The organism is Streptomyces misionensis (assembly GCF_900104815.1).
GTDB lineage: Bacteria > Actinomycetota > Actinomycetes > Streptomycetales > Streptomycetaceae > Streptomyces > Streptomyces misionensis.
This window is the reverse complement of the sequence record NZ_FNTD01000004.1, coordinates 211,894-226,284: the sequence shown is the minus strand read 5'-3', so window position 1 is coordinate 226,284 and position 14,391 is coordinate 211,894. Positions and strand designations below refer to the sequence as shown.

At 72.1% G+C, this 14,391-nt stretch carries 11 protein-coding genes; 9 read left to right on the top strand and 2 right to left on the bottom strand.

Going from position 1 to position 14,391, the window contains the following annotated elements:
* The first annotated feature begins 83 nt into the window (after window positions 1–83).
* From tap to BLW85_RS02300, 6 genes are all read left to right on the top strand, one after another.
* Window positions 84–2,327 carry a telomere-associated protein Tap gene (gene tap / locus BLW85_RS02325; RefSeq protein ID WP_074990269.1) on the top strand — a complete coding sequence of 748 codons (2,244 nt, stop codon included), beginning with the start codon at window positions 84–86 and terminating at the stop codon, window positions 2,325–2,327.
* 11 nt (window positions 2,328–2,338) lie between these two features.
* Window positions 2,339–2,896 (top strand): telomere-protecting terminal protein Tpg, encoded by a 558-nt coding sequence (gene tpg, locus BLW85_RS02320; RefSeq protein ID WP_070029276.1) that lies wholly within the window; start codon window positions 2,339–2,341, stop codon window positions 2,894–2,896.
* Window positions 2,897–3,046: 150 nt separating this feature from the next.
* A complete protein-coding gene (locus BLW85_RS02315) occupies window positions 3,047–3,430 on the top strand; it encodes a MerR family transcriptional regulator (RefSeq protein ID WP_074990267.1) in 384 nt (127 codons plus the stop codon).
* A 127-nt stretch (window positions 3,431–3,557) separates the two neighbouring features.
* A complete protein-coding gene (locus tag BLW85_RS02310) occupies window positions 3,558–3,971 on the top strand; it encodes a hypothetical protein (RefSeq protein WP_074990265.1) in 414 nt (137 codons plus the stop codon).
* 175 nt (window positions 3,972–4,146) lie between these two features.
* A complete protein-coding gene (locus BLW85_RS02305; RefSeq protein ID WP_074990263.1) occupies window positions 4,147–5,253 on the top strand; it encodes a hypothetical protein in 1,107 nt (368 codons plus the stop codon).
* A gap of 102 nt (window positions 5,254–5,355) precedes the next feature.
* On the top strand, window positions 5,356–5,889 hold the full coding sequence (locus tag BLW85_RS02300) for a VOC family protein (protein ID WP_074990261.1): 534 nt from the start codon (window positions 5,356–5,358) through the stop codon (window positions 5,887–5,889).
* Window positions 5,890–5,963: 74 nt separating this feature from the next.
* Here BLW85_RS02300 and BLW85_RS02295 read toward each other — a convergent pair whose 3' ends face one another.
* Window positions 5,964–7,178 carry a beta-ketoacyl-[acyl-carrier-protein] synthase family protein gene (locus BLW85_RS02295; RefSeq protein WP_279628566.1) on the bottom strand — a complete coding sequence of 405 codons (1,215 nt, stop codon included), beginning with the start codon at window positions 7,176–7,178 and terminating at the stop codon, window positions 5,964–5,966.
* Between the two features lie 205 nt (window positions 7,179–7,383).
* On the bottom strand, window positions 7,384–8,118 hold the full coding sequence (locus tag BLW85_RS02290; RefSeq protein ID WP_074990257.1) for a dienelactone hydrolase family protein: 735 nt from the start codon (window positions 8,116–8,118) through the stop codon (window positions 7,384–7,386).
* Between the two features lie 246 nt (window positions 8,119–8,364).
* Between BLW85_RS02290 and BLW85_RS02285 the strand changes: the two genes are divergently transcribed.
* The 3 genes from BLW85_RS02285 (at window position 8,365) to BLW85_RS02275 (ending at window position 14,378) form a co-directional block, all read left to right on the top strand.
* On the top strand, window positions 8,365–9,069 hold the full coding sequence (locus BLW85_RS02285; protein WP_244174794.1) for an SMI1/KNR4 family protein: 705 nt from the start codon (window positions 8,365–8,367) through the stop codon (window positions 9,067–9,069).
* Window positions 9,070–9,368: 299 nt separating this feature from the next.
* Window positions 9,369–9,761, top strand: coding sequence for an effector-associated constant component EACC1 (locus tag BLW85_RS02280; protein ID WP_074990255.1), 393 nt, complete (start codon window positions 9,369–9,371; stop codon window positions 9,759–9,761).
* A 3-nt stretch (window positions 9,762–9,764) separates the two neighbouring features.
* Entirely contained in the window at window positions 9,765–14,378 is a 4,614-nt protein-coding gene (locus tag BLW85_RS02275; RefSeq protein ID WP_074990253.1) for a caspase, EACC1-associated type, read from the top strand.
* Window positions 14,379–14,391 lie beyond the last annotated feature (13 nt).

Sequence of the window (14,391 nt, the reverse complement as noted above, 5' to 3'; positions counted from 1 at the left end):
GAACGCCTTTCGTACGCGATTCGTACGCCGAATGTGCGCGCTTCGTGCTCCCGTCGGCATAGGATGCCGTCGGGAGGTGTTCCATGTCCGAGTTGTTCGACGCGGTCGATGCGCTGGTCGCGTCCCGGTCCCCGCTGCCGCCGGCGGAGGAGCGCAAGCGGTTGCGCACCGCGCACGGCCTGACGCTGGACGAAGTCGCCGCCGCGCTGAAGGTGCGCCGGGCGACGGTGTCGGGCTGGGAGTCGGTCAAGAAGACGACCGAGCCGCGCGGGCCGGAACGGGAAGCGTACGCGCGGCTGCTGAACAAGCTCGCGGAGCTGTACCCCGCCCCCGCCGCGCCCCCGGAGCCGGCACCCGCCGCACAGACGGGCCGGTCCGCCCCCTCTCAGCAGGCCCCGGCCACGGCTCCGACCGCCACCCCGGCCTCGGACACTCCCGACGGGCCGGTATCCGAGACCCCTCGGACCGCCCCCGCCGCCGTCGGACACGCCGAGCCGCGTCCGACGCGCGCCGCCAGGCCGTCGCCGCCGTCCGCCCCGCGTCGTCCAGACGTACGCAAGGCGGCCCCGGCCGACACCCCGGCGGGTGTCACCGGCTCCCGATTCGAGAACGGCCCACTCGCGGTCGTCGACGTCGACGCGGACGGCCAGGTCCTCGCCTACTGCACGGGCGGCCTGGTCCTGGACGTGCCCGCCAAGAGCGTTCCGGCCCTGGTGGAGTGGACGCTGCGCGAGGCGAGGCTCGGGCAGCCGAAACTGTCCGGGCCGGGCAAGGACGCCGACCCGCTGCTCGTCCTCACCGAGGCCGCGCTGGAACGCTACGGCCTGCCCGCCGCCCTCACGGACGCGGAGCGGCGGGCCGGGCGCCTGCCGGAGGGGCACAAGGTCGTCAAGCAGCTGACCCGTGCGGAGTGGAAGCTGACCAAGCGCGGGTTCGGCCCGTGGGCCCGGATCTACCGCCCCGCCAAGGGCTCCGAACGGGCCTGCGTCCAGCTGTGCATTCCGTCCTGGCACGCGCTCGACTCCCGCCACTGGGGCGACGTCGCGCAGCTCCCGCCGGCCGAACTCGCCCGCGTCCTGGGGGTGTACGCGTCCCGCGTCATGACCCCGCGCGGCTCCACCGCCGTCACCGGCCTGGAGCTCATGACCGCGCTGCACCCGCCGACCCGCGCCTCCGAGCCCGACGCCGACGGCAGGCGGCACGCCGAGCACAACCCCGGCTCGCTGGGCAAGGACCCGGTGGACTGCGCGCCGTGCGAGGCCCCCGACGGCCACCCGCTCCTCAAGGACCTGCCGCGCTTCCACGTCCGCGGCCCGCAGGAGAAGCTGTTCGAGGAGGCGTACGACTGGGCGCGCCCGATGACGGACGCGGAATGCACCCTGCGGCACCTGGTCGGCATCGACGTGAACATGGCGTTCGCCGCCGGCGCCAACGGCCTGATCGTCGGCCTCGGCGCCCCCACCCATGTCAGGAAGCCGGAGTTCGACCCGAAGCTGCCCGGCTCCTGGCTCGTCGACCTCTCCCATGTGGACCTGTCCCGGGTGAAGACGGGCAAGGACACCTGGGCCGACCTGGAGGCCGACCTGCTGCCCAGCCCCTTCACCCCGAAGGGCGACCGCCCGCAGGGCCCCGCGTGGTACGCGACGCCCACCGTCGCCTACGCGGTGGAACTCGGCTACGAGGTCCGGCCGATCGAGGCGTACGTCCGCCAGGAGAACGGGCGCTACCTGGACGGCTGGTACCAGCGGCTGCGCGACGCCTACCTCGCCACGATGGCCGACCTCGGCGTGCACACGGACATGACGCCCGAGGACTTCCTCGCGGCGATGGACGGCTACCGGGACCGCGACCCGGAACTGGCGACCGTCGTCTCCGCGATCAAGGCCACGGTCAAGGGCGGCCTGGGCAAGCTGCGCGAGCGCCCGCGCGGTGAGGGCTGGCGGCCCGGCGAGCCGTGGCGCGCCCTGGCCCGGCCCACCTGGCGGCCGGACATCCGCGCGGCCGTCATCTCCCGCACCCGGATCAACCTGCACCGCAAGATCGTCAAGCACGCGGCGTACACCGGGCAGTACCCCGTCGCGATCCTCTCCGACTGCGTCGTCTACGCCTCGAACGGGCCGAGCCCGCTGGACTTCCTGCCCTACCGGGAGGGCAAGCCGCTGCCCGGCGGCTTCAAGCTCGGCATCAACCCGGGCCTGGTCAAGCACGAGGGCACCCAAACCGTCCTGTGGGGCGAGGAGGTCCGCGAGCGGTTCGACGCCCCGGAGCTCAACCTCGCCCGCTACATCAAGGACGGCACCGTCACCGACGCCGACAACGGAGAGTAGGGGAGACGACGATGACCCTGTTCGGCGACGGCCTGGAAGCCGCCGTGCAGAAGGCGTTCACCCGGCCCGCCCCCAAGAGCGCGCCCGCACAGATGCGTTACCTGGTCAGGCAGCTCAAGGGCACCAGGCAGGTCGCCCAGTTGCTGCGCGTCTCCCAGCGCACCGTCGAACGGTACGTCAAAGGCCAGATCAGGAAGCCCCGCCCGGACCTCGCCGCGCGCCTGGAACGCGAGGTGAAGAAGCGCTGGCAGCCGCAGATCCGCGCGAAGGCACGGCAGACGGCGGCGACGACCGGCGGCATCGTCATCGACACCCGTGCCCGGATCGGCTACACCGCGCCCGTCGGATCCACCGACGACGCCCGCGTCCGGCACCTGACCGTCGCCCTCCCACCGCAGTACGCCGCCCGCCTCTTCGACGCCCAGCAGTCCGGCGCCGGCGACCAGCAGCTCCAGCAGATCGCCGCCGAAGGGCTCAAGGAGGTCTACTTCCAGGACGGCGGCCGCCGCGCCGGCAGCCTGGAAGAGGTCCGCTTCACGGATGTCGAGCACGTCGAGTTCGACCTGTAGGTAGAGAGCCTGGGCGTGGGGTCCTGCTCCGTGCACGGTTCGCTGTGCGGCATCCGTCGCGGGCACCCCTCAGGCGGCATCCGGTTCGGTGTCGGGGTATGGGCTGAGCATGGTGTCGAAGTAGCCCTGTAGGGTTGTGAGGCGCACCACATGAAGATCGGCGAACTCGCCGCCGCGACCGACACCTCGGTCCGACTGCTGCGCTACTACGAGGAGCGGAACCTCCTGGAGTCCTACCGCCTCGACAGCGGTCACCGCCGCTACGACGACAGCGCCCCAGCCGTGGTCCGCCGTATTCGCGCGCTGTTGGACGCCGGCCTGCCGACGCGGGTCATCCGCGACCTGCTGCCGTGCGTACGCCGGGACGGCACGGTCGCCGCATGCAAGCTGGCGACCCTCGAAGATCACCTCCAAGGCCTGGACGACCGGATCCGCGCCCTGTCGGAGACCCGCACATCCCTGGCCCAGCTCATCTCCGCCACCCACGCCGCAAGCCGACCCTCGGCGGAGACCGCTACCACGCATCCGCGATGAAGCCGATCCCCTCGTCCCCACACCACCAAGGCGCGTACAGTCCCGCAGACCAGATCCTTGGTCCTGGCGCCCGGAAGGCAACAGGGCGGCGGCGCCGCGACGGCGGCCGACTCCCGGATCCCTGCGCATGAGCGGAGACCACACGGCGCTCCAGCTCCCCGAGGGGTCTTGGTGGGACTGGGACGTGGTGGAGTGGAACGCGGGCCGGTTGCGTCTGGGCTCGGGGCACGACCTTGCGTACGCCCATCACCTGGAGTTGGTCTTCGCCGACCCGGTCCTGGTCAGGTGCCCGTCAAGCTTCCACGATCCGGTCTTCCGCGCGCCGACGCAGCAGGAGGTGCGACTGGTCGCCGACCAGGTGGGAGAGACGCCGTCCGTCGTCGTTGCCTTCGAGGCGGACGCGGGCGGCCCGGAGCCGGCTTCCTGCCTGATCGCCGCCGGGAAACTCGACATCGTCGAAGGCACTGTCTTCCGTTACTGGCGCGAGCCGGCCACCGGCGAACGCCTCGCGCCTTGGGTGCGGCCGCCCGGGAAGCGCTGAGCGGCAACCCAGTTCCTGCCGCGGTGATGACACGGTCGCTGGGCGGGAGCAGGCGGTGTTGATCGCCGCGTTGACGCAGTCGTCTTCGTGAGGGCGCCGTCGACGGCCGTGCGCCAGAGGGTTGGCTGGCCGCCGATGACCTGCGACGATGCCTCTGTTTCCCAGTGGAGGTCATTTGTTCGTTTTCGTTTGTGCGGGATGCGGTGCCGAGTTGACCATTCCGCTGTCCCAGGTCTCACTGCCCGTGCACGCCCGTCAGAAGTACGGGAACGGGGCCCAGCTTCCGGTGCTCATGGAGTCCGGGACGTTTGCCGTGGATCCGGACCCGTGGGGAGAGCCCCGGCGGATGTGGGACGAGGTCGATCCGGGCGGGGCACGCGCCGGCCACGCGCCCGTCCGTGCCGTGTCCGACAGCACGTCCGGGGCGAGCGTCATCGCGCCCGGTGACATCCGTGGAACCCGGCTGATACCCGAGAAGCGCGGCGGTGCCTGCTGCGGCCTCGACGGAGCCGACGGGCCCAACATGGCCTGCGGGACCTGCGACCTCCCGGTGGCGACCAGGGTCGACGACTGCTCGCTCTGGCAGGCGGTGTGGCTCAGCGCGGACGCCGTGCACCGCGTCCCCGTCGACGGTCTCCACGCCGCACCTCTCCTCTCCTGGGCGGAATTGGCGGCAAAGGGGGAGAGGACATCGCCGTTCGAGCCCATTGCCACGTGGGGAGGACGGCTGGGGTCGAACCACTACTGGTCGTGGAGCCCGCAGTGGGAGGCGGCAGCCGGGCATGCGCTCGCCCACCTGCTGGTCGCTTCCCAGGGGCAGCCGGTGGTAGTCCCGGGCGGGCCGGCCACGGACGTGTTCCAACGCGCGCTCGACGCCCTGTTGCCGACAGGCACCCCGAAGCGGCGCGCCGTCCTGGTCGGCCCCGGACAGCCCTCCCCGGACGCGGGCGCGGACATCCTCCTCGTACCGGTCCATCCCCAGACAGGACGGCTCTGGACCCCCGAGACCCCGACTGCGTCGGCATACCTGGTGCCCCTGCCGCTGGGGGTGTGGCGGTGGCTGGCCTCTCCGCAGCAGGACTTGCCGGTTCCCGCGTCAGGCCGCCTGCCCCAGGACGTACTCCGCGACGACCCGCCCTCGCTGCTCCCCAACCGTCTGTTCCGGGCCGACTGGGGCACGTTCCAGCACACTTTGGCCCGATTGCCGGCCGTGCGCAGCAGCCCATGGCTGCGCGCCATCCTCGAAGACCGCACGCAGAACACCTTGGCCGCCTTCTTCTAGCCGTCCGAGCACATTCGGTCGTCGGTGACCATCTAGGACAGCACAAGGCCTAGTGGCTACCTATCGTCGCTGTCGACAGCCACCAGCGACGGAAGGATCACGATGCCCGGACAGACCAGCGCCGCTCCGGAGGGCTACACCACCGTTGCGCCCTGGGTCGTCACCGATGACACCGGGGCGTTTCTCGACTTCGTCACCCAGGCGTTCGGCGGTGAAGAACTGGGGCGGGTGCTGACCGAGGACGGCCTGATCGGGCACGGCGAGATCCGGGTCGGCGACACGGTCGTGCTGGCCTTCGACCGGCACGCCGACTGGCCTCCCACACCGAGCCTGCTGCGTGTGTTCGTCGCCGACGCGGACGAGGCGTTCGCACGCGCCGTCGCGGCCGGCGGCCAGATCGTCACTCCCCTGGCGGACGACGCCTTCGGACAGCGCGGAGGGCGCGTCAAGGACCCCTTCGGCAACATCTGGTGGGTGGTCAGCCACGTCGAGGACGTCGCGGAGGAAGAGATGTGGCGGCGTCTGCAGGATCCTGTTTACGCCGACAGGATGCGCGTGGCCCAGGAGACGCTCGACGCCGAGCTCGGCGGTCGGCGCCACGGGCGGAGCAGCGCGCCGGTCAGGAGGGCCGGTTGACCGACGCGTGCTCGGGGGGCGGCAACCGGCCTGAAGAAGTCCTGCCGTCCAGTGTGCTGGTCGACGCCCCGCCGTCATTCCGTGAAGACGAGGCTGACGTTGTGTCCGCCGAACCCGAACGCGTTGGCCAGCGCAGCGGACCACCGGCCGGTGCGCGGCTCGCCGCGCACCACGTCCAGTTCGACACGAGGGTCGAGTGCGTCGAGGTTGCGAGTCGCCGGCACCGTGCCGTGTTCGAGGGCGAGCACGGCGGCCATGGCGCCGACTGTTCCGGACGCGCCCATCATGTGCCCGGTCATCGACTTCGTCGCTGTCACAGCGGCGTGGCCGCCGACCACTCGACCGATCGCCTCCGCCTCCGCCAGGTCACCGGACTCCGTCGAGGTGGCGTGTGCGTGCACGACCCCGATGTCCGCCGGGGTCAAGTCGGCGTCGCGCAGGGCCAGTTCCATGGCGAAGGCCTGGCCTTCCGCGTCGGAGGCCGTGATGTGGTTCGCGCTCGACGTCACGGCACTGCCGGCCAGCGTGCCGTACGCGCGTGCTCCCCGGGCCCGGGCGAACTCCGCGCGTTCGAGCACCATCATCCCCGCGCCCTCGCCCATGACGAACCCGGACCGGTCGACGTCGAAGGGGCGGGACACGGCCTCCGGGTCCACGGACCGCGTCGAGAGGGCCTTCATCTGGGCGAACGCCGCGATGGTGAAGGGATGCAGGCATGCCTCCACCCCGCCCGCGACGACCACGTCCGCCCGCCCGCCGCGGATCAGATCCTGCCCCAGGGCGAGGGCCTCCGCCCCGGACGCACAAGCGCTCACCGGGGTCCTGGCGCCGCCCTTCGCACCCAGGTCCATGCTCACCCAGGCGGCAGGCCCGTTGGCCATCAGCATGGGAACGGCGAACGGCGACAGCCGACGAATCCCGGCACGTTCGAAGACGTCGTCCTGGCCCAGCGTGGTGAGGACGCCCCCGGTCCCCGTGCCGATGACGACGGCACATCGTTCCGGTTCGACCTGTGGCGCCCCGGCGTCCTGCCAGGCTTCGCGCGCACTGAGGACGGCGATCTGCTCGCCGCGGTCCAGCTTCCTGGCCTCGGTCCTCGGGAGCAGCGAGGCGGGGTCCACCGTGAGGCCGGCCGCGACGTGCACGGGCAGGTCCGCGGCCCATTCCTCCGTCAGGAGCCGTACCCCCGACTTGCCGTCCAGCAGCCCCGCCCACGACGACGGCGCATCGGCTCCCAGCGGCGTCATCGCACCGACACCCGTCACCAGCACCCGACCGTTATGGGTCACGCCAGCCTCCTTGAGTTGTTCGGACATCACATAGCGTCTGAGGTGTGCTCACAGCAGCATTCCAGTGTTCAGAGGGGAGATCAGGGATGGCGTCCACCGATTCGACGCCTGGGGATTGTGCTGTTCCTACAAGTCGTGCGGCAGCGCATCGCGCGCCGCCCAAGATGCCCCCGCGACCCGGTAGCGGGCCCTCCGGGCCGCCGTCTCAGCTCTTCGGCAGGGTTCGGGCGAGAAGGGGCAGCAGACGGTCCCAGTGCAGCCCCAGTGCGGTCGGGTCGAACGCGTCGGTGTCGGCCATGGTGAAGCCGTGGACGGTGCCCGGGTAGATCTCGGAGGTGTAGCGGACACCCGCCGCCTCCAGGGACGCGTTGAGCTCGCCGAGGGACTTCGGCGTCACGTCCCCTTCGGCGTGGCCGAAGTGGACCTCGGCGGTGAGCCTGGAGAGGCTGTCCGGTCCGGCGGCCCCCACCGGGGCGTGGAACGCGGCGAGGGCCGCCACCCGGCCGGGCTGGGCCGCGGCGGTACGCGTCGCGAGGAGGCCACCGATGCAGTAGTCGGTCACCGCGACCGGTCCGGCGGCGACCTCGGGCTGAGCGGAGAGGAACGTGAGATAGGCGTCTGCGTCGCTCAGGACGCGTTCCGTGGTGTGCGCCTGGATCATGGGCATCACCTGGGCGACGAGCGAGGGCCGGACCTCTTCGCCGATGTACTCGGGAAGCTCGATCAGCGGGGCCGGACCGTGCCGGTGGAAGAGGTTGGGGACGACCACGTAGTAGCCGTGTCCGGCCAGTTCACGGGCCATCTCCCGAAGCACGGGCCGGATGCCGAAGCCGTCGGCGTACATCAGCACCCCCGGGTGCCGCCCGCCGCCGTCGGGGAAGGCGGCGAACGCGTCGGCCTGGCCGTCCGCGGTGGGTATCTGCAAGGTCTTGCCGGGCATGGATTCTCCTGTCGTGGTTGATTGTCGAGCTTGTGATCAACACGACGGAGGCGGAGCCCGCGCGGCGGCGCGAGATCCTCGACGCACGAGAGGGCCGACAACGGCCCGTACGGCGCTCAGGAGGGCACCGGGTCACCGATCCGTGTGTGGCGCGAAGCCGTCCCGGTCGTCATGGCCGCACAACGTAGCCCATCGGACGGGACCGCTGCCAGCCCTCGGGCGCGGGACGCGCTGGAGAGTCCTGACGTGTCGGTGGTGCTGGGAGGCGGGGTGACCGACCGCTCGCGGGCCTGGGAGTTCGTGCGCTGGTTCGCCGATCAGTGGACCGGGCGCCCTATGCGGCCCGAAGGCGGTTGCCCCGTGGAGGAGTTGACGGCCGCGGAAGGTGATCTCGGCTTCGAACTCCCCGCCGCCTTGCGGGAGGGGTATGCCCTCGTGGGCCGTCGTGACGACCTGATTCGGCAGCAGGACCCCTTGGTCCCGCCGTCCGGGCTCTACGTCGACGACGCCCTGGGCGGCGTCCTGGTCTTCCGTCGCGAGAACCAGGACTGCGCTTCCTGGGGGATTCCCCTCGCCCGGATCGAGCAGGACGATCCTCCCGTGGTGGTCGAGTCCCACCAGGGCTGGGTTCCGTTCCTCGACCGGATGTCCCTGGTCTGGGTCGAGTTGGTCCTGAGCGAGTCGCTCTTCGAGGCCGGCAGCCTGCACGACGCCTGCGAGCTGCCGGACGCGCTCGCGCCGCGCCTCCAGGCCCGCTACTTCCGCGTCGAGCTGCCCGACCACCCGATGTGGGCGAGCGCGGACGACTCACCCGTGCGCTGGTACGCGGCCGGTGGCCGATTGCTGCGCCGGGACGGTCCGCAGGACCACTGCTGGATCCACGCACGCGGTCACACGCCCGCCGATCCGGAGACGATCCGCGCGGATCTGCCCGGCCGTTGGGTCGGCTGACCCGGGAAGTGGCACGGGCGGCAAGCCCCGCACACGGCGGTCCTCCAAGGCCGTGCGTCAGCGGTAGCCGTACGCCTCCCGGCCGGCGAAACGCTGCGCCGCGGTTCCACCCGGCGCCTCGGTGCGACCTGCGCGCCCCGACCCCCGGCCGGACAACGATCGCGCCAACCTCTAGGCGTCCGGCCGGATTTGGCCGTACGGCTTTCCCGGGGCGATGTGGCGCATGACACCATGGCGGTCGCGGGGGCGCACGGTACCGCCCTCGGCGTTGGGTGCCCGTCGAGTGGCCCGGAGGGGAAGTGGACGTCAAGGTCGCGGTCGACGGCGGGCGAGCCGCCGACGAACTGCGCTCCCTGCGCGAGTGGTTGGTCGCCGATCCGTCCCTGCGGGGCCGGGTGCGGCTGGAGGCGGCCCCGCCCGCCCCGGGGACGCTCGGCTCGGCGCTGGAGACGCTTTCCGTGGCGCTCGGACCCGGAGGTGTCGCCACGGCGCTGGCGAGCGTGCTGATCACCTGGATCCGTCGCCGCTCGGGGGGTGTCACCCTCACGGTACGGCGCGGTGACGGGGCGTCGTTCGAGTTGAAGGCCCCGTCCGTGCGTGAGCTGTCGCCGCAGGACGTGACCGAGCTGACCCGTCGGCTGTCGGAATCGCTCGACGGGCCGGGAACCCACGACTCCGCGCGGGAGAGCTGAGCGATGACGCTTCGGCCCACCGCGCTCGCCTCACCCGGCTCGCGGGCCCTGGTGGTGGGCTCGGGCCGGCACGTGCCCGGGTCCGCGCTCCCCGATGTGCCCGCCGTCGCCGAGACCGTCGAGGACCTGTCCCGACTGCTGATCGAGCGGTGCGGCCTGGCGCCGGAGAACCTGTGGGGCGGCGGGCCGCTGCTCCACCCCCGCGACCCGATCGTGCTCGGTGACGCGCTGACCGAGGTGGCGGAGCAGGCCACCGACGTCCTGCTGCTCTACTACGTGGGCCACGGCCTCGTCAGCCCCGGCAACGAGCTGTACCTGGCCACGCAGGCCACGGAGGACCTGGTGGGCGGGCTGGCGTTCAAGGCGCTGCCGTACCAGGCGTTGCGGGAGGCGCTGAGCGGCTGCCGGGCGCGGTCCGTGATCGTGGTGCTGGACTGCTGCTTCGCCGGCCGGGCCCACGGTGCGCTCGGCACGGCGGCGGCGCACGCCTTCGAACTCGCCTCGCTCGGCGGCACGTACGTCCTGGCGTCGTCGTCGGCCGACGAGCAGTCGCTCGCCCCGGAGGGCGACCGGTACACCGCGTTCACCGGAGCGCTCATCGAGCTGTTGCGCGACGGCGATCCCGCGGGGTTGCCGCAGCTGACGACCGAGGACGTCTACCGCCGGCTGTGCCGGGTCCTGCCGAGGCGTGGTCTGCCCGCGCCGCACCGGCACCTCAGCGATCGGGCGGGAGACCTGGTCCTCGCGCCCAACCCGGCGGCCGCCGCCCCGTCGGCAGCGGCGGTCACCGGCGCGTCCGACGACGGCGACCAAGGCGGGCAGCCCCCGGCGCCCTGCCCGTACCGGGGGCTGCACCCGTTCACCGCCGAGGACTCGCGGTACTTCTTCGGCCGGGAGCGACTCGTCGCCGAACTGTTGCGGACGATGTCGCAGGCGTCGGACACCGGCGGGCCGATCGCCGTCGTCGGGCCGTCCGGGGTGGGCAAGTCCTCGCTGCTGCACGCAGGGCTGCTGCCCGCGGTGCAGCACGGCAGATTACGGATCCCCGGGTCGCAGACCTGGCCGCGGCTGTCCCTCACGCCCGGTGCGGAACCCCTCGCCTCCCTCGCCCGGCGGCTCGCCCCGAGTGCGGAGACGACGCCGGACGAGTGCGCCGCGCGACTGCGCGAACACCCGGACCGCCTACCCGAGTTGGTGCGTCGCGCGCTGCGCGTCGCGACCGGCGGCAGGGATGTGCCGGGCGGGCGGTTGCTGCTGCTCGTCGACCAGTTCGAGGAGCTGTTCACCCTCTGCCCGGACGAGGACGAGCGACGCGCGTTCATCAAGGCGCTGGGCGCCGCCTGTCGTTCGCCCGACGCCGCCCAGCCCCCGCCCGCCATGGTCGTCATCGGCGTCCGCGCCGACTTCTACGGGCGCTGCCTGACCTATCCGGAACTGGCCGCCGCCTTGCGCGAACACCAGTTGCCCGTCGTTCCGATGACCCCCGGCGAACTGCGCGACGCCATCGAGAAACCCGCCGAGGCAGCCGGACTGCGGCTGGAAGCGGGACTGTCGGACACCGTCCTGCGCGACATCGGGTCCCGGCGGGAACCGGGCGACGCCACCGCGTTCGGCACCGGCTCCCTGCCCCTGCTGTCCTACGCGTTGCAGCGGACCTGGGCCGTCTGCGGCGGCCGCACCCTGACCCTCGCCGGTTACGCCGCCACCGGCGGGGTGTGGAACGCGGTCACCAAGCAGGCGGACACCGTCTACGAGAGTCTGTCCCCGGACGCACGCCGCGCCGCGCGCACACTCCTGCTGCGCATGGTGCACGTCGGCAAGGGCACCGAGGACACCCGTCGCCGCATCTCCCTCGCCGAGCTGCTGGCCAGCCGGCCGTCCGAGGAGGCCGCAGCCCTCGTCGCGGCGCGCGACGCACTGGCGGAAGCCCGCCTGATCACGCTCGACGGCGACCGTGCGGAGATCGCGCACGAGGCACTGCTCCGGGTCTGGCCCCGGCTTCGTCGCTGGATCGACGAGGACCACACCGGCCTGCTGGTGCACCAGCAGCTCGCCGACGCGGCGGACGACTGGGAGGCCGCCGGCCGCGACCGGACACTGCTGTACGGCGGAACGCGGCTGGTCACGGCCCGCCAGTGGTTCGCCGCTCCGCAGCACGAGGCGGCGCTCACTCCGCACGAACGTCGTTTCCTCGCCGCGAGCCTCGCCGCGCAGCGCCGCCGCAGGTGGGGCCTCGCCGGGATCGCCCTGGTGGTGGTGGCCGCGCTGCTGGGCGGACTGGTCGCGGTCACGCAGTACCGCGCGGCCGCGCACCGCCAGAACCTCATCACCTCCCGCCAGCTGGCACAGCTCGCGGACCAGTTGCGAGACGGCGATCCGGGCACCGCCCGGCAGCTCGCCCTGTCGGCGTACGGACTCGCCCCCACGAAAGAGGCCCGCAGCAGCCTGCTGGCCTCCTACGTCACCCGCTATCCCGTCACGCTCGCGGGCCACACCGACCGGGTGCTCAACACGGTGTTCCGTCACGACGGCCGCCTCCTGGCCACCGCCTCCAAGGACCGGACCATCCGCCTGTGGGACGTCGCCGATCCCGACCGGCCCGCCCCGCGCGCGGTGCTGCACACGGACGGCACCGCGGCCATCGCCTTCAGCCCCGACGGAAGCCTCCTCGCCGCCCGTACATGGCGGTCCTTCTCCGTGTGGGACGTGCGCGATCCCGGCCATCCCGTCGTGCGCGCCGTGCGTGGGAGCCCCGCCGACACGGACGCCGTACCCAGTGTGGCGTTCAGCGCCGACGGCCGCACGGTCGCCGCGCCCGGTGCGACCGGCACCGTCCAACTGTGGGACGTGCGGGATCCGGCGCACCCCGGCGAGACCTCGTTGGCGGTCGGCGGGAACGAGGTCACCGCCGTCGCGTTCAGCCCCGACGGCAAGGTGCTCGCCACGGCGAACGGAGCGACGAGGCGGAGCCGCGGCTCGGCCGCCGTCCGGCTGTGGAACGTCACCGCTGCGCACAAGCCCGCGCTGCTGGCGACGCGCGATGCCGACTCGGCCTTGAGCCTGGCCTTCAGCCGGCGGGGCGACCTGCTCGCCGCCGGTGGTGTGCTGGGCTCCGTCGCGGTGTGGGACGTGCACGATCCCCGCCACCCGGCGACCAGGGACGTGGAAACCTTCAGCGGAAACGACGACGCGGTCATCATGTCGCTGAGTTTCGCCGCGGACGGCTCCGGGTTCGCGGCGGCGAACTCGACCGGCACGGTGGACTACTGGGAGATCACCGGCTCCGGCTCCGGCAGCCGGATCGACCTGTTCGACAGCCTGCCGGGCAAAGTGCCGGTGTACGCGGTCGCGGTCGGCCCGGACCGCGCCGTCATCGCGAGCGGTGGCGACAAGGGCATGGTCAGCCTGTGGTCGGAAACGGTGGCGCAGCCGCTGCCCGGCACCATCAGCAGCCCGGGGTCCGGCGTACCCGGCAAGGCGTTCAGCGAGGACGGCCACCTGATCGCGGTCAGCGCGGACTACGACTCTGCGGTCTCCGGAAAGACGGCCGGCATCTGGCAGACCTCCGATCCGCACCATCCCACACTCGCCGCCGCCCTGCCCCGGCCGTGGACACGGGCGGTGTTCCTGCCGCACGGGCGACTGCTGATCAGCCAGACGCAGGACGCCTCGTCCCTGGCACTGTGGGATCTCACCGAGCCGCGCCACCCCGTGCACCTGTCGACTTTCCGGGCCGAGGGCGGGGCGACCGTGACCGGCGACGGACGAACACTCGTGGCCGGGAACGCCACGGACTCGCAGGCCACCGTCTGGGACATCACCAACCCCCGACGTCCGAGTCGTTCGGCCACCATCCCGCTGCACGCCACACACAAGGGCTCCGAGGTCGAGCTCCAGTTCCTCGACCCGACCACCCTGCTGATATACGACGACGGGGGCCCCCGGCTCTGGGATCTGCACGACGTGCGACGGCCGTCCCGGGCCGCGCCCCCTCTCCCGCATCTCGACCAGGGCATCGCCGGAGTGGCATTCGACCCGCGCACCCGCATGCTGGCCCTGTGGTCCTTCGAGGGACCGCTGTGGCTGGTGAGCATCAGCGACATCAGACGGCCCGGGACAGCCGTACAGATCGACGGCCAGACGAACAGCGCGGGATTCCTCGACGACACCACGCTCGCGGTCGCCACCAAGAACGACAAGAGCGTCTCCCTGTGGGACGTCGGCAGCCGCGCACGGCCGCAGAAGACCAGCGTGCTTCCGGCTAAGGACCGCATCACGGAACTGGTCGTCAGCCCCGACGGCCGCTTCGTCGCGGGACACGCCGGCATGGTCGACGAGATCCAGCTCTGGGACGTAGGGAACAAGCACGACCCGAATGATCTGGGGACGCTCGCGGGGGTCTCCGCCATGGACGTGCAGTTCAGCCCGGACGCTCGCACGCTGGCCATGACGGAGACCGTCCTGCCGGGAAACCGGCCGGGCATCCTGCTCATGAGCGACCGAGCCGACGAGGTCTACGACCGCATGTGCGCGGCCAACCACCAGGTCATCACCAAGCGGCAGTGGCTGCGCACCGTCGGCAGGATCGCCCCGTACCGACGTCCTTGCGCCCACTGACGGAGCCGGTTGC